General features: G+C 66.5%; 15 protein-coding genes. 8 read left to right on the top strand and 7 right to left on the bottom strand.

Features of this window, described 5'->3' with window-relative positions:
• Nucleotides 1-44 precede the first annotated feature (44 nt).
• Complete coding sequence (locus tag A6723_RS03890) at nt 45-1,544, top strand: NAD(P)/FAD-dependent oxidoreductase (RefSeq protein WP_054908082.1); 1,500 nt, start codon at nt 45-47, stop codon at nt 1,542-1,544.
• 145 nt (nt 1,545-1,689) lie between these two features.
• Complete coding sequence (locus A6723_RS03885) at nt 1,690-2,292, top strand: nitroreductase family protein (RefSeq protein ID WP_054908081.1); 603 nt, start codon at nt 1,690-1,692, stop codon at nt 2,290-2,292.
• A gap of 214 nt (nt 2,293-2,506) precedes the next feature.
• On the opposite strand, the gene A6723_RS03880 is transcribed toward A6723_RS03885, so the two are convergent.
• The gene (locus tag A6723_RS03880; protein WP_054908080.1) at nt 2,507-3,406 is read right to left on the bottom strand and encodes a LysR family transcriptional regulator; all 900 of its coding nucleotides are present in this window, start codon (nt 3,404-3,406) and stop codon (nt 2,507-2,509) included.
• A 104-nt stretch (nt 3,407-3,510) separates the two neighbouring features.
• On the opposite strand from A6723_RS03880, the gene A6723_RS03875 reads away from it, so the two are divergent.
• Both A6723_RS03875 and A6723_RS03870 read left to right on the top strand, forming a co-directional pair.
• Nucleotides 3,511-4,746 (top strand): 3-hydroxyacyl-CoA dehydrogenase, encoded by a 1,236-nt coding sequence (locus A6723_RS03875; protein WP_054908079.1) that lies wholly within the window; start codon nt 3,511-3,513, stop codon nt 4,744-4,746.
• A gap of 2 nt (nt 4,747-4,748) precedes the next feature.
• Nucleotides 4,749-6,539, top strand: a complete 1,791-nt coding sequence (locus A6723_RS03870; protein WP_054908078.1) for an acyl-CoA dehydrogenase C-terminal domain-containing protein — start codon at nt 4,749-4,751, stop codon at nt 6,537-6,539.
• 255 nt (nt 6,540-6,794) lie between these two features.
• Here the strand turns inward: A6723_RS03870 and A6723_RS03865 are convergent, their stop codons facing one another.
• Genes A6723_RS03865 through A6723_RS03855 form a run of 3 tightly spaced genes read right to left on the bottom strand, consistent with a single transcriptional unit; the run spans nt 6,795 to nt 9,414 of the window.
• Nucleotides 6,795-7,307, bottom strand: coding sequence for a dihydrofolate reductase (locus A6723_RS03865; RefSeq protein ID WP_054908077.1), 513 nt, complete (start codon nt 7,305-7,307; stop codon nt 6,795-6,797).
• Nucleotides 7,308-7,327: 20 nt separating this feature from the next.
• Nucleotides 7,328-8,395: a hypothetical protein gene (locus tag A6723_RS03860; RefSeq protein WP_054908076.1), complete on the bottom strand. Its 1,068-nt coding sequence runs from the start codon at nt 8,393-8,395 to the stop codon at nt 7,328-7,330.
• A complete protein-coding gene (locus tag A6723_RS03855) occupies nt 8,392-9,414 on the bottom strand; it encodes a hypothetical protein (RefSeq protein WP_054908075.1) in 1,023 nt (340 codons plus the stop codon). The genes A6723_RS03860 and A6723_RS03855 overlap by 4 nt, the downstream gene beginning before the upstream one ends.
• A 179-nt stretch (nt 9,415-9,593) precedes the next feature.
• Between A6723_RS03855 and A6723_RS03850 the strand changes: the two genes are divergently transcribed.
• Both A6723_RS03850 and A6723_RS03845 read left to right on the top strand, forming a co-directional pair.
• Complete coding sequence (locus A6723_RS03850; protein WP_082450605.1) at nt 9,594-10,970, top strand: DUF2868 domain-containing protein; 1,377 nt, start codon at nt 9,594-9,596, stop codon at nt 10,968-10,970.
• Complete coding sequence (locus A6723_RS03845; protein WP_054908074.1) at nt 10,963-12,336, top strand: GTPase/DUF3482 domain-containing protein; 1,374 nt, start codon at nt 10,963-10,965, stop codon at nt 12,334-12,336. Before A6723_RS03850 ends, A6723_RS03845 begins: the two co-directional genes overlap by 8 nt.
• Before the next feature lie 206 nt (nt 12,337-12,542).
• On the opposite strand, the gene A6723_RS03840 is transcribed toward A6723_RS03845, so the two are convergent.
• Both A6723_RS03840 and A6723_RS03835 read right to left on the bottom strand, forming a co-directional pair.
• Nucleotides 12,543-13,010: a metallophosphoesterase family protein gene (locus A6723_RS03840; RefSeq protein ID WP_139092890.1), complete on the bottom strand. Its 468-nt coding sequence runs from the start codon at nt 13,008-13,010 to the stop codon at nt 12,543-12,545.
• A 49-nt stretch (nt 13,011-13,059) separates the two neighbouring features.
• Nucleotides 13,060-14,451, bottom strand: a complete 1,392-nt coding sequence (locus A6723_RS03835) for a nucleobase:cation symporter-2 family protein (protein WP_054908073.1) — start codon at nt 14,449-14,451, stop codon at nt 13,060-13,062.
• 268 nt (nt 14,452-14,719) lie between these two features.
• On the opposite strand from A6723_RS03835, the gene A6723_RS03830 reads away from it, so the two are divergent.
• Complete coding sequence (locus tag A6723_RS03830; RefSeq protein WP_054908072.1) at nt 14,720-15,181, top strand: prepilin-type N-terminal cleavage/methylation domain-containing protein; 462 nt, start codon at nt 14,720-14,722, stop codon at nt 15,179-15,181.
• A gap of 64 nt (nt 15,182-15,245) precedes the next feature.
• On the opposite strand, the gene ilvD is transcribed toward A6723_RS03830, so the two are convergent.
• Nucleotides 15,246-17,084 carry a dihydroxy-acid dehydratase gene (gene ilvD, locus A6723_RS03825; protein ID WP_054908071.1) on the bottom strand — a complete coding sequence of 613 codons (1,839 nt, stop codon included), beginning with the start codon at nt 17,082-17,084 and terminating at the stop codon, nt 15,246-15,248.
• 376 nt (nt 17,085-17,460) lie between these two features.
• Between ilvD and A6723_RS03820 the strand changes: the two genes are divergently transcribed.
• On the top strand, nt 17,461-17,790 hold the full coding sequence (locus A6723_RS03820) for a hypothetical protein (RefSeq protein ID WP_054908070.1): 330 nt from the start codon (nt 17,461-17,463) through the stop codon (nt 17,788-17,790).
• Nucleotides 17,791-17,896 lie beyond the last annotated feature (106 nt).

Raw genomic sequence — 17,896 nt, 5'->3', positions numbered from 1 at the left:
GACTCACCAGGCACTGCCTGCCTAACGGCCGAGGAGCCCCAAGCATGTCCGTCGAGCACCTGGATGTACTGATCATCGGCGCCGGCCTGTCCGGCATTGGCGCCGCCTGTCACCTGCAGAAGCAATGCCCTGGCAAGTCCTACGCCATCCTCGAAGGCCGCGAGGCCATGGGTGGCACCTGGGACCTGTTCCGCTACCCGGGCATCCGCTCCGACTCGGACATGTACACCCTGGGCTACAACTTCAAGCCCTGGACCGATCCCAAGGCCATCGCAGACGGCCCGTCGATCCTCAACTACATCCGCGAAACCGCCCGCGAGTACCGCGTCGAGGACAAGGTGCGCTACCGCCACCGCGTGCTCAAGGCCGACTGGGACAGCAACACCGCGCGCTGGAACCTCAGCGTGCAGCGCGGCGACGAAGAGGAGCCCGTGCGCATGAGTGCGCAATTCCTCTTCATGTGCACCGGCTACTACCGCTACGACGCCGGCTACACCCCGGACTTCCCGGGCCGCGAAAGCTTTGGCGGGCAGGTCATCCACCCGCAGCTGTGGCCGGAGAATTTCGACTACAGCGGCAAGCGCATCGTGGTGATCGGCAGCGGTGCCACCGCCGTCACGCTGATCCCTTCGCTGACCGACAAGGCTGCCCACGTCACCATGCTGCAGCGCTCGCCGTCGTATGTGATCACCCTGCCGGCGAAGGACCCGATCTCCAACTTCCTGCGCAACTTCCTGCCGGAGAAATGGGTGTATCGCCAGGCGCGGGCGCGCAACGTGACCATGCAGATGATCTTCTTCATGGCCTCCAAAATGTTCCCCGGCGCGGTGCGCAAGTTGATGCTCAAGCTGGCCAACCTGCAGCTGGGCAAGGACTTCGACATGCGCCACTTCAGCCCGCGCTACAAGCCGTGGGATGAGCGCGTGTGCTGCGTGCCGGACGGCGACCTGTTCAAGGTGCTGCGCCAGGGCCGCGCCTCCGTGGTCACCGACCATATCGAGCGCTTCAGCGAAAAGGGCATCGTGCTGAAGTCCGGGCAGGTGCTGGAGGCGGACGTCATCGTCACCGCCACCGGGCTGGACCTGGTGATGTTCGGCGGTGCCGAACTGGCCATCGACGGCAAGCCCTTCGAGGTCACCCAGAGCATGGGCTACCGCGGCATCATGCTGCGCGACCTGCCCAACCTCGCCGCCATCGTCGGCTACACCAATGCCAGCTGGACGCTCAAGGCCGACCTGTCCAGCGAGTACTTCTGCCGTCTGATCAACCACCTGGACGCCATCGGCATGCGCCAGTGCACGCCGCGCCAGACCGACGGATCGGTGAAGGAAGAACCCTTCCTCAACCTCAATTCCGGCTACATCCAGCGTGCCGCCGACCGCATGCCCAAGCAGGGCGACCGCACGCCGTGGAAGCTCTACCAGAACTACGCGCTGGACCTGGCCCTGCTGCGTTTCGGCAAGGTCGAGGACGGCTACCTGACCTTCACCTCACCCAAGCAGCGCCAAACCACGGCTGCGCCGGTGGAAGCGCTGGAGAGCTGACCCTCGCGTCGGAGCCCGCCGGTCCTGGCGGGCCTCGTTCTATCGAGGCATCGGATAGACATTATCGATATGCCGCTCTGCAACGCGGCCGCCTCTCGGCTTACCATGCGCGCCATTCCCGCCCATGCCAGCCAGAGGATTTTCCATGCTGATCGAAGACGCCATCCGCAGCCGCCGTTCCATCCGCGGTTTCGATACTTCCTACGTGATGAGCCGTGAAGAGAAGGACGACCTGCTGCAACAGGCGCTGCTCGCGCCCACTTCCTTCAACCTGCAGCACGTGCGCCTGGTGGAAGTCAGTGACCCGCAACTGCGCGCGCAGATCCGCGCGGCGGGCTGGGACCAGGTGCAGATGACCGAGGCTTCGATGCTGGTGATCGTCTGTGCGCAGGTCGATAGCTGGGAGCAGAACGCCGAGCGCGTGTGGGACGGCGCCCCGGTCGAAGTGAAGAACTACATGGTCGGCGCCATCGACGGCTACTACAGAGGCAAGCCGCAGACCCAGCGCGACGAAGCCATGCGCAGCTGCGGCCTGGTGGCCCAGACCCTGATGCTCGCAGCCCGTGGCCGTGGCCTGGACAGCGTACCGATGGTCGGTTTCGACTTCGACGCCGTGGGCAAGCTGATCAACCTGCCGGCCAGCCATGCCATCGGCCTGATGATCGCCGTCGGTAAACAGGCGGTGGAAGCCAAGCCGCGCATCGGTCGTCTGCCGCTGGAAGAGACGATCGTTCGCGATCGCTTCTGATCCCCACAAAACGCGCCTCCGGGCGCGTTTCTGCTTTCTTCTGCACACCGCCCGCCCTTCCCTCGCCCTAACCCTCTCCCAGAGGGAGAGGGGACTGGAGCGTGCCGGCTGTAACCGTGCCATCAGCCGGTGCGGACAGCTCCCTCTCCCTCTGGGAGAGGGCGGGGGTGAGGGTAGCCCCCGGGCGCAAGGTTCACATTTGCGTGCCCCGCCCTCAATCCGGCGCCGCCTCGATGATCCGCTCGACCAACCACTGCAACGCCGCATCCCGCTCGCGCTGGGCGAGGTACACCAGCTCCAGGTGGAACTGCCCTACATCGAACGGCAGCTCCAGCACCTGCAACGGCAGCAGTTCCGCGAAATAGGTGGCGAGCCGTGTTGGCAGCACCGTCAGCAGATCGGTGCTGGCCACCAGGTGCGCCGCCTGCAGGTAGTTGGGCGTGGTGTAGGCGATCTCCCGCTTGAGTCCCTGGCTGGCCAGCCACTGGTCGACCATGCCCTTGGTCTGCCCGCCGGAAACCCACAGGTGCCGCTGACCGAGGAAGGTCTGCAGATCGATCCCTCCATTCACCTGCGGATGCCCGCGCCGGGCCAGCAGGCGCAGCGTTTCGCTCGCCCACGGCCGACGCTGGAAGCGCGCCGGCAACTCTTCGAAGCGCCCCAGCACGAGGTCTAGGTTGCCCTTGTCCAGCGCCTCCGCCGGTAGCGTCGGTGTCAGGTGCTGGATGCTCAGGCCCATGCCCGGCGCCGCGCTGCCCAGACTTTCGAGCAGGTGCGGCATGCACAGCGCTTCCACATAGTCGGTCAGCGCCATCGTGAAGCGCTGGCGGCTGCGCGCGGGGTCGAAGGTGTCGCCGCCGGCCAGGCTCTGGCCGATGCGCTGCAGCGCATCGCGGATCGGCGCTTCCAGCTCCAGCGCCCGGGGCGTCGGCTGCATCGCCCGGCCGACACGCACCAGCAGCGGATCATCGAGCAGCTCGCGCAGGCGGTTCAGCGCGTTGCTCACCGCGGGCTGGCTCAGTGACAGGCGCTCAGCCGCGCGCGAGACGTTGCGCTCGCGCAGCAGCGCGTCCAGCACCCGCAGCAGGTTGAGGTCGAACGTATTCATATTCATCGGCTGAATGCCACTTATCACAACTCAAAATTTCAAAAATAGTACCGCCTTCCCTAAGGTGAGTGGTCTTCAAACGAGCGTTTCAGGCTGACAAGAGGAACAACATGAGCCAGAACATCCGCATCGCCAGCGCCGCCGTCATCGGCGCCGGCACCATGGGCCGGGGCATTGCCATGTGCCTGGCGAACGCCGGCGTGCAGGTCCTGTGGCTGGACAACAACCCGCAGATGCTGACCCAGGCCCTCGGCGCCGTGGCCGACACCTACGCCCACAACGTCCGCCAGGGCCGCATCGACGAGGCCGAGGCGGCGCGCCGCCGCGCGCGTATCTCGCAGGTGGCGAACTACGCGGCGATCCGCGAAGTGGACCTGGTGATCGAGGCGGTATACGAGAACCTCGAACTCAAGCAGTCGATCTTCCGCGAGCTGGACGCGGCGCTGAAACCCTCGGCGATCCTGGCCTCCAACACCTCCTACCTGGACGTCGACGCCATCGCCGCGGTGACCTCGCGGCCGTCCCAGGTGCTCGGCCTGCACTTCTTCAGCCCGGCGCACATCATGAAGCTGCTGGAGATCGTGCGCGGTGCGAAGACTGCGCCCGCCGTGCTGGAAGCGGCGCTGGAACTGGGCGAGCGCATGGGCAAGGTCAGCGTGGTGGCCGGCAACTGCCACGGCTTCATCGGCAACCGCATGCTGGAGAAGTACGTCCAGGAATCGCGCCGGTTGATCCTTGAAGGCTCGCTGCCGCACCAGGTGGACGCGGCGATCCAAAGCTTCGGTTTCGCCATGGGGCCGTTCCGCATGTTCGATGTGGTCGGCATCGACCTCGAATGGCGCGCCCGCGAGTTGGCCGGCAAGGGCCAGGACGCGCCGACCGTGCAAGTGGATAACCGCCTGTGCGAGATGGGCCGCTTCGGCCAGAAGAGCGGCAACGGCTTCTATCACTACGAGCCGGGCAGCCGCCAGGCCGAGCATGACCCGGAAGTCGACGCCCTGGTGGTGCGCGAATCCGAGCGCCTGGGCTACGCCCGCCGCGATATCGGTGCCGAGGAAATCCTCGAGCGCTGCCTGCTGGCCCTGGTCAACGAAGGCGCGAAGATCCTCGACGAAGGCATCGCCTCCACCAGCGCCGACATCGACACTGTTTACCTCAATGGTTATGGCTTCCCCAAGGAAAAGTCCGGCCCAATGGCCTGGGCCGATGCCCAGGGCCTGCAGAGCGTGCTGGCGCGCCTGCGTGACCTGGCCGGCGAGCACGGCGCGCACTGGCAGCCGGCCGCGCTGATCGAGCGCCTGGCCGCCGCCAATGGCCGCTTCGCCGACGTCAAACAGGAGCATTGAACATGAGTTACCAGGCACCCTTGCGCGACATGCGCTTCGTCCTACACGAACTGTTCGACGTCAGCGCCCACTGCGAGCTGCTGGGCAACGGCCTCGACCGCGAGCTGATCGACGGCGTGCTGGAAGAGGGCGCGCGCTACACCGGCGAAGTGGTCGCACCGCTGAACCGCAACAGCGACGAGCAGGGCGCGACCTTGCTCAATGGCGAAGTCACCACGCCGGACGGCTTCCGCGACGCGTACAAGCAGTACTGCGACAACGGCTGGGCGAGCATGACCGGGCCGACCGAGTTCGGTGGCCAGGGCTTCCCGCAGATGGTTTCGGCCAGCTTCCACGAGATGCTGATGGCTGCCTCGCTGTCCTTCCGCGTCTATTCCGGGCTGACCGAGGGCGCGGTGCTGGCGCTGTACAAGCACGGCGCGCCGGAGCTTCAGCGCGACTACCTGGCGAAGATGGTCAGTGGCGTGTGGACCGGCACCATGTGCCTCACCGAGCCGCAGGCCGGCACCGACCTCGCGCTGCTGCGCACCCGCGCCGAGCCGCAGGCTGACGGCTCCTACAGCGTCAGCGGCAGCAAGATCTTCATCAGCGGCGGCGAACAGGACCTGTCGGAGAACATCGTCCATCTGGTGCTGGCGCGCCTGCCGGATGCGCCGGCCGGGGTGAAGGGCATCAGCCTGTTCCTCGTACCCAAGTTCATCGCCAATGCCGACGGCACGCCAGGTGCGCGCAACTCCCTGAGCTGCGGCGCCATCGAACACAAGATGGGCATCAAGGGTGCGTCCACCTGCGTGATGAACTTCGACGGCGCCACCGGCTGGCTGATCGGCCAGACCAACCAGGGGTTGGCGTGCATGTTCACCATGATGAACGACGCGCGCTTCCAGGTCGGCCTGCAGGGCCTGGGCATCGCCGAGCGCTCCTGCCAAGGCGCGCTGGCCTACGCTCGCGAACGCCTGCAGTCGCGCGCGCTGACAGGCGCCGCGGAGCCGTCCAAGGCCGCCGATCCGATCATCGTCCACCCGGACGTGCGGCGCATGCTGCTGACCCAGAAGACCCTGACCGAGGGCTGCCGGATGGTGTCGGCGCTCTGCGCACGGGAGCTGGACCTGGAGCATGGCCATCCCGAGGCCGACGCTCGCAAGGCCGCGAGCAAGCGCGCGGCGCTGCTGATCCCCATCGTGAAGTCGTTCTTCACCGACGTCGGCCAGGAGGTATCCAGCCTCGGCGTGCAGGTCTACGGCGGCCACGGCTACATCCGCGAGTGGGGCATGGAGCAGCTGATGCGCGATAGCCGCATCACCCAGATCTACGAAGGCACCAACGGCATCCAGGCGCTCGACCTGATCCGTCGCAAGCTGCTGGGCGACGGCGGTACGGAGTTGAATGCGTTGATCGGCGAGCTGGCGGCTGCCTGCGAGACTGCGGGAGCCCGTACCGAACTGGCCGGCCTGGCAGAAGCCGTGCGTCAACGCCTGCTGGAATGGCGCAGCCTGACCAGCGAAGTGATCGCCGCCTGCCAGCGCGACCCGCAGGAAATCGGCGCCACCTCGGTGGACTTCCTGCAGTACTGCTCCTACGTGCTACTGGCGGGCCTGTGGGTACAGGCCGCCGGCGTGGCCCAGGCGAAGCTGGCGGCCGGCGAGGGCGACGCGGACTTCTACCGCGCCAAGCTCGCCAGCGCGGAGTTCTACATCAAGCGCATCCTGCCGCGCGCCAGCATGCACCGCGAGGCGCTGCTGGGCGGGGCGGATTGTCTGATGGGGCTGGACGCGGAGCACTTTGCGTTCTGATGGCTTGAGGTAAATAAAAACGCCGCGCCGGGCGACCCGGGGCGGCGTTTTTCTTTGTGGGTTCGGAGTTGGGCGTTCCCTCACCCTAACCCTGGCTGCGCGCCCCGCTCAGAGGGAGAGGGGACTGTTCAGTGCGCTTTGAAAGCTTTGAGTGAGCCGGAGGGGCCAGGGAACGCAGAATTCATCTCGGCACATTCTGCTCCCTCTCCCTCTGGGAGAGGGCTGGGGTGAAGGGGCTCTGAATACGCTGAGCAATCAAGCCCGCTCCCACACCTCGAACGCATAAGCCGGAGTCTCGCCCTCGGCGTCATGCTCGATGCTCGAAGCCAGGTGCCAGTGCGCTTCATCCACTTCGGGGAAGTGCGCATCACCCGCTGGGCTCAACCCCACGCGGGTCAGATACAGCCGCTCGGCACGTTCCAGCGCCTCGCCATACAGCTGCGCGCCGCCGATCAGCATCAGTTCCTCGGCCTCTTCCTGCTTCGCCCATTCGGCGGCGCGCTCAAGGGCGGCGTCGAGGCTGGTGAAGACTTCCGCGCCTTCCAGCTTCAGTCCGGACTGGCGGGTGACCACGATGTTCAGCCGGCCCGGCAGCGGGCGGCCCAGCGAATCCCAGGTCTTGCGGCCCATGATCACCGGCTTGCCCAGGGTCATCGCCTTGAAGTGCTTGAGGTCCTGCGGCAGGTGCCAGGGCAGGCGGTTGTCGACGCCGATCACACGGTTGTCGGCAAGGGCGGCGATCATCGCCAGGGGCAGGGCTTCGGACATCGTGACTCCAGTGCTGAACATCAGTGGGAACTCCCAGTGCCAGAGGATACCAGCCGCTCACCCTCGGCGGGGCCGGCGGCTGGCGGAACGCGCATGAAGAAGGTGCCGTCCTCGTTGACCTGGGTGATGCCGGTGGAGAGCACCTTGCGATAGTCCTTGAGGTTGAACGACAGCGTCTGCTCGGGCCGCTCGGCCTTGAGCAGCACTTGCGAGTAGGTGATGAGGATCTCGAAGATCTTCAGGTCCCCCGATTGCAGCCAGATATAGGACGGCCCTGCCTGGCGCGGCGGTTCGAAGGCCAGCGAAGCGGCGCCGGGCTTGGGCGCGAACTTCAGGTGCAGTCCCTTGGCGTCCAGCCAGCTGGATTCGACGCGGCCATCGATGCCCACCAGCGGGAAGACCTGGTGGTAGTTCAGGTGCATCACGTTGTCCTGCAGCACCGCGCCGGGCCGCTCCAGGGTCACCAGCGAATCCAGGCGCAGGCCGACCAGGCTCATGGCGCCGTAGCTGGGCACGCCGAGCACCTTCACGCTGTCGGGTCGGTAGTCGAGGTTGTCGCCGTCGAGCTTCACCGTGCCGGAAAGCCGCAACGGCAGCCAGGGCCCGACGCCCAGCGGCTGGACCTCGCCGGAGACCAGCAGGCGGTCGCCTTCGACGCTCAGCTGGAAGCCGCGCAGCATGGTCTCCGGGTAATCGAGGATGTGCTGGTTGAACAGGTTGGCGAGCTGCTCGGGGCTGAGGATCACCTCGCCCTCGGAGACGTTGATGCGCATGTCCTGGGGGCGGTCGAAGTCGATGGGCTCGCCGGCCTTGAGCGGCACCAGCCAGCCCTTGAGCTGCGGGCTGTGGAAGCCGATGCCGCCCTGGAAATAGAGGTCCACGTTGTTCAGCAGGATGCCCACGCCGTCCTGGCCGGAGTCGCGCAGGCCGCCCGGCCGGCTGGCCTTGAAGTCCGCTGCCGGCGGCGTCTGCTGGAACCAGCCCTGGCGCAGCACGCCCAGTTCGCGCTGCTGCTTGTCGATGGCGCTCTCGGCGGCGGCGTTGCCGGCAAACGCCAGCAGGAGCAAGGAAGCGAGGAGGGTTCTCATAGGGCTTTCTCCTCCGGGGCGGGCGCCTTCACCGGCGAGACGGCGATATGCACCATGCCGTCCTCGCGCAGGCGGATTTCGCCGTACTGCAGCTGGCGCCGGTAGTCGTAGAGGTTGAACAGCAGCGGGGCATCGGGGCTCAGGCTGGTGAACAGCGCGTAGGCCTTCACCAGGATGGTCCGCGCCATCTTGATGTCGCCGCCCTCGATGAACATGTAGCTTTTCGGCGCCTTGAGCTGCGGCCATTTCAGCTCGGCCAGCTCGCTGCCCAGCAGCAGGTCCATGCCGCCATCGGCGAGCTTCAGGCTGCGCACGGTGAAGTCCAGGCGCGGCGGCGGGAACAGGCCGTCGAGGTCGACCAGGATGCGGTTGCCGATCAGCTGCATGTGCGCGGTGTGCAGTTGCAGCACCTCGGACATCTCGATGGACGCGGCGCTCAGCGAGGGCGTGACGTCCACGTTGTCGACGTAGATCCGCTGCGGCACCAGCGCCACTTTCAGCGGGCCGGCCTGCTCGATCCCGGTAACCATCCGCAGTGGCCGCCAACGCCCCTTGCGCAGCAGTTCGCCGTGGACTTCCTGGCCATCGGCGCGGGTGCTGAGTTTCAGGTTACGCACTGGCGCATTGGCATTGCGCAGCTCTTCGTTGAGCAGGCTGGCGAGGGTGGCGTCGGCGACAAAGATGTCCCCGGCCTGGATGCGCGCGACCATGGACTTCGGGTCGTCGAGCATCAGCGGCGTGCCCGCGCCGGCCACCGGGCTCATCTGGATCAGCATCTTGCGGATGAAGAAGCCGATGTCGTCGTGCAGGCGGAAGTCGGTCTGGCTAATCCACAGTTGCGAGGTATTGCTGGCGGACTGCCGGGCGCTAACACTGGCGTCCAGCTGGCGCGGCGGCACGGCCTGCATCAGCGGGGTGTCCGGGCCCCAGTCGGAAGGGCGTACCGGCGGTGTTTCCACGGCCGCCGCGGTGGTGGCGGCGAGCAGCAGGGGCAAGGCACTGAGCAGCGAGCGCAGCATGGCGAGGCCTCATTGTTGTTTTTATAGGGGCAGTGCTATCGGCTGAGTCTGAGCCCGCCCGCGCCTGGCGAGAGCCCCTCCTTGGTTTGGTTGACGATGCAGGGTGTTACCGGCGGCGCCGGGACGCCACGGCGAGCAGCGGTTATCCTTGCTGGCGAATACCGATTGTCGGAGAACCCGTGAGCGAGTCCGCCCTCCAATCCCTGTGGCTGTGCGAGGCCGTGCGCCTGCGCGAGGAACAGGTTGGTCCCCTGGAAGACAGCGAGGCCAATCGCCGCGCCATCGTTGGCGGTGGCGACCTCGCACAGCGCCTTCAGCACCGCGCGCTGCTGCTGGCCGAGCGCGATGGCCAGCGCGCCGCCTTGCGCACCTGGAGCCAGGGTGCGCGCCTGTCGATCTACCTGCTGCTGGCGCTGGCGCTGTTCACCGGCGGCGGCCTGGCCTTCGCCGCGCTGGGCGACGGACAGCGCCCGGTCAACGTGTTCTGGGCCCTGGCCAGCCTGCTCGGCCTGCACCTGATTACCCTCATTGGCTGGACGCTGGCCTTCTTCGCCGGCGGTGAGGCGGCCGGCGCGCTTGGGCGCCTGTGGCTGTGGCTGAGCGGCAAGCTCGCCCGCGATGCCCATGCGGCGCAGCTCGCGCCGGCGTTGCTGGTGCTGTTGGATCGCCAGAAGCTCACGCGCTGGGCGCTCGGCCTGCTGGTCCACGGCCTGTGGTTCGTCGCGCTGAGCAGTGCGCTGGGCGTGATGCTGGCGCTGCTGGCGACGCGGCGCTACGGCTTCGTCTGGGAGACCACGATCCTCGGTGGCGATACCTTCATTGCGCTGACCCACGGCCTCGGCGCGCTGCCGTCGCTGCTCGGCTTCCCGCAGCCCGACTCCGAACTGGTGCGTGCGAGTGGCGATGCCCTGGTGGCCAGCGAAAACGCTCGCCATGCCTGGGCCGGTTGGCTGGTGGGCATCCTGCTGGTGTATGGCGTGCTGCTGCGCGGCGCGCTCTGGCTGCTCTGCCTGTGGCGCTGGAAGCGCGGGCGCGCGCAGCTGGCGCTGGATGTCTCGCTGCCCGGCTACGCCCTGCTGCGCGAACGCCTGATGCCCGCCAGCGAACGGCTGGGTGTCAGCGATGCCGCACCGGATGAGCTGGTCGAGCCACAAGCGCAGTTGCCGGTGTCCACTGCCGATGGCGCGCTGCTGGTCTCCATCGAGCTGCTGGACCGACCCAACTGGCCGCCGAAGCTGCCGGCAGGGATTGCCAATGCCGGCGACCTCGACGACGGTACCCAGCGCCGCCGCCTGCTGGAGCAGCTGACGCGCTACCCGTCAGCGCGCCTGGTGATCGCCTGCGACCCGCGCCGCTCGCCGGATCGCGGCACCCTGGCGTTGATCGCCGAACTGTCGCGTTGCGCCGCCGCCACTCGCGTCTGGCTGCTGCAGGCGCCGCCGGGCGAAGCGCTGGACGCCGAGCGCCTGGGCGATTGGCACGCCGGCATCGAGCGGCTGAATTTGCCTCACACCTCGGCATCCCCGCTGGGTTGGCTGGAGACTGGGCATGACTGATGCGCTGAAACTGGCCGTGGTCGGCCACACCAACGTCGGCAAGACCTCGCTGCTGCGGACCCTGACCCGTGATGTGGGCTTCGGCGAAGTCTCCCATCGCCCCAGTACCACGCGGCATGTGGAAGGCGCACGTCTGTCGGTCGATGGTGAGCCGCTGCTGGAGCTGTACGACACGCCGGGCCTGGAAGACGCCATCGCCCTGCGCGATTTCCTCGACGGCCTTGAGCGCCCCGGCGAGCGCCTGGATGGCCCGGAGAAACTCCGTCGTTTCCTCGACGGTAGCGAAGCCCGCGGCCGTTTCGAGCAGGAAGCCAAGGTGCTGCGCCAGTTGCTCGCCTCCGACGCCGGCCTCTACGTGATCGACGCCCGCGAGCCGGTACTGGCCAAGTACCGCGACGAACTGGCGGTACTGGCCGCCTGCGCCCGGCCGTTGCTCCCGGTGCTCAATTTCGTCGCCAGCCCGCAGCACCGCGAAGAGCAGTGGCGCGAGGCGCTGTCCCGTCTCGGCCTGCACGCGCTGGTGCGCTTCGACAGCGTGGCGCCGCCGCTGGACGGTGAGCGCCGCCTCTACGAAAGCCTTGCTCTGTTGATGGAGCGTGCGCGCCCGCAACTGGATCGACTGGTGGCCGATCACGAAGCACAAGCTGTCGCCCGCCGCGAGGCCGGTGCGCGGTTGATCGCCGAATTGCTGGTGGATGTCGCCGCCTGCCGCCAATTGGTGCCGGCAGGCGATGCCGCCATGCGCGCCGCCACTGAAACGTTGCGCAACCAGGTACGCAAGCGCGAAGACAGCTGCGTGAAGGCGCTGCTCAGCCTCTACGCCTTCCGCAAGGACGACGCCCGCGCGGCTGACCTGCCGTTGATGGACGGCCGCTGGGGCGATGACCTGTTCAACCCGGAAACCCTGCGCCAACTGGGCATTCGCCTCGGCGGTGGAGTCGCGGCCGGTGCGGCGGCGGGAGCGGGGATCGATCTGCTGGTGGGCGGCCTGACGCTGGGTGCGGCGACTGCGCTGGGCGCCCTCGCCGGCGGTGCCTGGCAGACCGTCGGCCATTACGGCCAGCGCCTGCTGGGCAAGCTCAAGGGCAGCCGCGAGTTGTCGGTGGACGACAGCGTGCTGCGTCTGCTGGCGCTGCGGCAGCGGCAACTGCTGGCGGCCTTGCAGACTCGCGGGCATGCGGCGGTGGAGGCAATCCACCTGCAATCGCCGGAGGACAAGCAATGGCGCGAGGGCAAGCTACCCGATGCCCTGCGCAAGGCGCGGGCGCATCCGGAGTGGTCGGGTCTCAATAGCAAGCGGCGTTCGGAGAAGACCGAGCGACAGGAGGCGGTGGCGCAGTTGGCGGCCCAGTTGCTCGAACCATAAGCCCATCGTCAATTTGCGAAATCGACATGGCTGGCGCCCCCTCACCCTAACCCTCTCCCAGAGGGAGAGGGGACCGAACGGTGCAGGGAGAACCAACAGTATCAGCCGGTACGATCTGCCCCCTCTCCCTCTGGGAGAGGGCTGGGGTGAGGGCAAGGCATGAGCGCCGAATTTACCTGTAGGAGCGAGCTTGCTCGCGAACGCTCTCAGACGAGCGAAACCATCTCCACCTTTGGCTGCCCGTCGACAATCTCCAGAATCGCCAACGCAATCGGCAACTTGAACCGCCTCGGCCCCGCGCTGCCCGGATTCAGGTACAGCACTCCGTCTCGCACTTCATTCAATGGCTTGTGCGAATGCCCCGCGAGCACCACATCGATGCCTTCAGCCGCCGGATCGATGACTAATTGCTTGAGATCGTGGATCAGGTAGAGCCGCAGCCCACCCAGCTCCAGCAGCAGCGTCTCGGGCAACGCACCAGCCCAGTCGTCGGTGTCGTTATTGCCGCGCACCACGTCCAGCGGGGCGAGCTCGCGGAGTTGATCGAGTAGCGAGGCGGGGCCGATATCGCCCAGGTGCAGGATGCGCTGGCAGCCCCGCAGCGCCGCCAGCGCTTCGGGGCGCAGCAGGCCGTGGGTGTCGGCGATGACGCCGATGCGCAGGGAAGTGTTCATGCCAGGGAGCATAAACGACGACGCCACCCGAAGGTGGCGTCGTGGCGGATCAGCCGTTGTGCGAGGCCTTGGCGGCGTCGGACTCGGGCAGGAACCAGTTCAGCAGCAGCGCGCAGATGCCGCCGGTGGCGACGCCGGATTCCAGCACGTTGCGGATCGCGTGGGGCATGTGCGCGAGGAACTCCGGCACCTGCGAAATGCCCAGGCCCAGCGCCAGGCTGACGGCGATGATCAGCAGCGCGCGGCGGTCCAGATGGGTGCCGGCGAGGATGTTGATGCCCGAGGCGGCAACCGCGCCGAACATCACCATTACCGCGCCGCCGAGCACCGGTTCCGGCACGGCCTGGATCACCCCGGCGACGCTGGGGAACAGGCCAAGCACGATGAGCATCGCGGCGATCCACAGGCCGACGTGGCGGCTGGCGACGCCAGTCAGCTGGATCACGCCGTTGTTCTGCGCGAACACCGAGCTGGGGAAGGTGTTGAACAGGCCGGCCAGCAGCGAGTTGGCGCCGTTCACCAGCACCCCGCCCTTGATGCGCTGCATCCACAGCGGGCCTTCGACCGGTTGCTTGGAGATCTTGCTGGTGGCGGTGACGTCGCCGATGGCTTCCAGCGAGGTGACCAGGTAGATCACCAGCATCGGGATGAACAGGCTCCAGGAGAAGCCCAGGCCGAAGTGCAGCGGCACCGGGACCTGGAAGGCCGGCGCTTCGTGCATGCCGGTGAAGTCCAGGCGGCCCAGGTAGCCGGCCAGCGCATAGCCCACGGCCAGGGCGATGACGATGGCACCGCTGCGCATCCACACCACCGGGATGCGGTTGAGGATGACGATGATCGCCAGCACCAGGCCCGACAGCATCAGGTTTTCGCCATTGGCGAAGGTGCCGTTGGCCATGGCGGAGAAGCCGCCGCCCATGCTGATCAGGCCGACCTTGATCAGGGTGAGGCCGATCATCAGCACCACGATGCCGGTGACCAGCGGGGTGATCAGGCGCTTCACGAAGGGCAGGATGCGCGATACGCCCATTTCGACGAAGGAGCCGGCCATGACCACGCCGAAGATCGCCGCCATCACCGCTTCCACCGGCGTACCGTTCTTCACCATCAGCGCCCCGCCGGCGATCAGCGGGCCGACGAAGTTGAAGCTGGTGCCCTGGACGATCAACAGCCCCGCGCCGAACGGTCCGAAGCGCTTGCACTGGACGAAGGTGGCGATGCCGGAGATCACCAGCGACATCGACACGATCAGGTTGGTGTCGCGCGGCGACACGCCCAGCGCCTGGCAGATCAGCAGGCCGGGGGTGACGATCGGCACGATGATCGCCAGCAGGTGCTGCAGCGCCGCGAGCAGGGCGATGGGCAGGGCGGGGCGGTCTTCCAGGCCGTAGACCAGGTCGGGCTGGTTGTTGGCGGCGGACGGGTTCTCGAGGGAGCTCATGGGCGGCGGTCCGGGAAAAAAGAGCGCGATTTTACTGGCCCGGAGCGGGATCGCACAGTGCCATGAGGCAAGGAGGGATGAATGGGGAAGTCTTCATTCCTACGGCGCGCCTGTGCAGTGGCACCTCGGAAGTGTTCTCTCCGCGAAAAAGCGCCGAATTTTCAACCGGCTGTGCGGACGTCTCTGAATGTTTTAACCCGTTGGCGTGGCTTCACTGGAATGCATCCGGAGCCATTCGGGTATCCGGCGCAATCAGAGGGACACGCAGATGGTTAAACAACAAGGTTTCACCCTGATCGAGTTGATGATCGTGGTCGCGATCATCGGGATTCTGGCTTCGGTTTCCTTGCCGCTGTATTCGGATTATTCATCGCGCTCAAGGGCTGCTGCAGCCAAGGCAGAGCTGTCCGCCGTCAAAACTGCGGTGAGCCTTTGTATCTCCGAAACGGGCAAGGCAGACGACTGCAAGGCGGGTGATTACGGGATTCCGAAGAGCTTTACCGCGACGTCCAACATTGCCGGCGACTATGCGGTGGAAAAGGGTGTGATAAAAGCCTCGACTGCAGCCACGGACGCGGATGGAAATGCACTCAAGATAGAGCTCACTCCTACCAAGACCCAGGGAGAGAGTTCGGTCGCTTGGGAGGAGAAAGGTACCATCTGCAATGCGGATCGCGGCCTCAAACCCGGCTCGGGCGACTGTCCTAAGGTCTCGGCAACCAAGTCATAAGCCACCGCGCCACATCAATAAAAAAGCCCGGCATTCGCCGGGCTTTTTCATGTCACTACCAGACTCAACCGTCCAGCAGGGCCTTGTCGCGCACTGCGCCCTTGTCGGCGCTGGTGGCGAGCAGGGCGTAGGCCTTCAGCGCAGTGCTCACCTTGCGCGCGCGCGGCTGGGCTGGCTTCCAGCCTTTCTTGTCCTGCTCGGCGCGGCGGGTGGCCAGTTCTTCATCGCTCACCAGCAGGTTGATGCTGCGGTTGGGGATGTCGATCAGCACCTTGTCGCCGTCCTGCACCAGGCCGATGGCGCCGCCTGCGGCAGCTTCCGGCGAGGCGTGGCCGATGGACAGGCCGGAGGTGCCGCCGGAGAAGCGACCGTCGGTGAGCAGGGCGCAGTCCTTGCCCAGGCCCTTGGACTTCAGGTAGCTGGTCGGGTACAGCATTTCCTGCATGCCCGGGCCGCCTTTCGGGCCTTCGTAGCGGATGATCGCGATGTCGCCCGGCTTCACTTCGTCGGCGAGGATGCCCTTCACGGCGCCGTCCTGGCTTTCGAAGATTTTTGCGCGGCCTTCGAACACGTGGATGGATTCGTCCACGCCGGCGGTCTTCACCACGCAGCCGTCGAGGGCGATGTTGCCGTACAGCACGGCCAGGCCACCTTCCTGGGAATAGGCGTGCTCGACGCTGCGGATGCAGCCTTCGGCGCGGTCGTCATCCAGGGTGTCCCAGCGGGTGCTCTGGCTGAACGCCACCTGGGTCGGGATGCCAGCGGGGCCGGCCTTGAAGAAGGTGTGGACCTTCTCGTCCTGGGTCTGAGTGATGTCCCACTCGGCGATGGCGTCGGCCATGCTTGGGCTGTGCACGGTCGGCACGTCGGTGTGCAGCAGGCCGCCACGGGCCAGTTCACCGAGGATGGAGAAAATACCGCCGGCGCGGTGCACGTCTTCCATGTGGTACTTCTGGATGTTCGGCGCGACTTTGCACAGCTGCGGCACCTTGCGCGACAGGCGATCGATGTCGCGCAGGTCGAAGGCGATCTCCGCCTCCTGGGCGGCGGCCAGCAGGTGCAGGATGGTATTGGTCGAACCGCCCATGGCGATGTCCAGGGTCATGGCGTTTTCGAACGCCTTGAAGCTGGCGACATTGCGCGGCAGCACGGACTCGTCGCCTTCGCCGTAGTAGCGCTGGCACAACTCGACGGCCAGGCGGCCGGCGCGCAGGAACAGCTGCTCGCGGTCGGCGTGGGTGGCCAGGGTCGAACCGTTGCCCGGCAGGGACAGGCCCAGGGCTTCGGTCAGGCAGTTCATCGAGTTGGCGGTGAACATGCCGGAGCAGGAGCCGCAGGTCGGGCAGGCGCTGCGCTCGTACTCGGCGACCTTCTCGTCGGAGCAGGAGTCGTCGGCGGCGACGACCATGGCATCCACCAGGTCCAGGCCGTGATTGGCCAGCTTGGTCTTGCCGGCTTCCATCGGGCCGCCGGAGACGAACACCACCGGGATGTTCAGGCGCAGGGCGGCCATCAGCATGCCGGGGGTGATCTTGTCGCAGTTGGAGATGCAGACGATGGCGTCGGCGCAGTGGGCGTTGACCATGTATTCCACAGAGTCGGCGATGATCTCGCGCGACGGCAGGGAATAGAGCATGCCGTCATGGCCCATGGCGATGCCGTCGTCCACGGCGATGGTGTTGAATTCCTTGGCCACGCCGCCGTGTTTTTCGATCTCGCGGGCGACCAGCTGGCCCAGGTCCTTCAGGTGCACGTGGCCGGGCACGAACTGGGTGAAGGAGTTGGCGATGGCGATGATCGGCTTCTTGAAGTCTTCGTCCTTCATCCCTGTGGCGCGCCACAGGGCGCGGGCGCCGGCCATGTTGCGGCCGTGGGTGGAGGTTTTCGAACGGTAATCGGGCATGACAGGTTCCTGCGGCTCAGGTGCACGGTGGGAGTCGATCCGGGTCTTCTGTGCGGCGGCGTGCAGCGGATGGCGCTGGCCGGCGAGACCTTGAGCAGACTCTAAGTCGTATCGTGAGCGCGGTACGCACCGGATGCAAACAGCAGATGGCCTTGCATGGGCGAGGTCGGCGCGGGGCTTGGCGGGGTCACCGCCTGCTCGGCCGGGGCTCACAGGCCCGCCGGGGGATAAATGGCAGGAATGAGCCGGATTCTACGCCGGGCCTTGCCGCCAGGGAAAGGCTGGTGGTCGGCGCGGGCCATAGACTTTCGCCGCGCTGGCGTGGTCAGAATGGCCATTGACGCTTTTCGATCCCGTTCGTTGAAGGAGCAACCCCATGAGAATCCTCCCCGTCGCCCTACTGGCCGCGCTCTTCGTTGGCAGCGTGCAGGCCTCGTCCGATGCGGCCTGGCAAGCGCAGGACAAGCAGCAGCGCGAAGCCTGCCTGGCGCTGAGCCATCTACAGAACAAGAAGGTGCTGGGCGCGCCGGTGCTGTTCGACGACAGCGTGGGCTACACGGCGCTGATGATTGGAGGCCTATACCCTGAAAAGAAGAGTCCGCAGGCGCACATGAAGGGCAAGCAGGGTCGCGAGTTGTGCCTGTTCCAGCGCAGCACCGGCAAGGCGGTGATCAGTGAGGCGGATTCGCTGATGCCGGTGAAGTGAAGGAGGTGAGGGACCTTATCTCGTAGGGCGCATAACGCCCCACGCGTTATCCGCCATCCGCCGTTGAAACGAAAAACGGGGCGCATCCCGAGAGGAGGCGCCCCGT

The organism is Pseudomonas sp. AU11447, from assembly GCF_001672555.2.
Classification (GTDB): Bacteria; Pseudomonadota; Gammaproteobacteria; order Pseudomonadales; family Pseudomonadaceae; genus Pseudomonas; species Pseudomonas nitroreducens.
Note: the sequence above shows the minus strand (reverse complement) of the source record. Positions and strands in the feature narration are given on the sequence as shown.

Excerpts from the sequence above, each read along its gene's own strand:
- A6723_RS03860 (WP_054908076.1), bottom strand. The coding sequence starts at position 8,395 with ATGAGAACCCTCCTCGCTTCCTTGCTCCTGCTGGCGTTTGCCGGCAAC.
- A6723_RS03890 (WP_054908082.1), top strand. The coding sequence starts at position 45 with ATGTCCGTCGAGCACCTGGATGTACTGATCATCGGCGCCGGCCTGTCC.
- A6723_RS03870 (WP_054908078.1), top strand. The coding sequence starts at position 4,749 with ATGAGTTACCAGGCACCCTTGCGCGACATGCGCTTCGTCCTACACGAA.
- A6723_RS03865 (WP_054908077.1), bottom strand. The coding sequence starts at position 7,307 with ATGTCCGAAGCCCTGCCCCTGGCGATGATCGCCGCCCTTGCCGACAAC.
- A6723_RS03845 (WP_054908074.1), top strand. The coding sequence starts at position 10,963 with ATGACTGATGCGCTGAAACTGGCCGTGGTCGGCCACACCAACGTCGGC.
- A6723_RS03855 (WP_054908075.1), bottom strand. The coding sequence starts at position 9,414 with ATGCTGCGCTCGCTGCTCAGTGCCTTGCCCCTGCTGCTCGCCGCCACC.
- A6723_RS03840 (WP_139092890.1), bottom strand. The coding sequence starts at position 13,010 with ATGAACACTTCCCTGCGCATCGGCGTCATCGCCGACACCCACGGCCTG.
- A6723_RS03835 (WP_054908073.1), bottom strand. The coding sequence starts at position 14,451 with ATGAGCTCCCTCGAGAACCCGTCCGCCGCCAACAACCAGCCCGACCTG.
- A6723_RS03885 (WP_054908081.1), top strand. The coding sequence starts at position 1,690 with ATGCTGATCGAAGACGCCATCCGCAGCCGCCGTTCCATCCGCGGTTTC.
- A6723_RS03880 (WP_054908080.1), bottom strand. The coding sequence starts at position 3,406 with ATGAATATGAATACGTTCGACCTCAACCTGCTGCGGGTGCTGGACGCG.
- ilvD (WP_054908071.1), bottom strand. The coding sequence starts at position 17,084 with ATGCCCGATTACCGTTCGAAAACCTCCACCCACGGCCGCAACATGGCC.
- A6723_RS03830 (WP_054908072.1), top strand. The coding sequence starts at position 14,720 with ATGGTTAAACAACAAGGTTTCACCCTGATCGAGTTGATGATCGTGGTC.
- A6723_RS03875 (WP_054908079.1), top strand. The coding sequence starts at position 3,511 with ATGAGCCAGAACATCCGCATCGCCAGCGCCGCCGTCATCGGCGCCGGC.
- A6723_RS03820 (WP_054908070.1), top strand. The coding sequence starts at position 17,461 with ATGAGAATCCTCCCCGTCGCCCTACTGGCCGCGCTCTTCGTTGGCAGC.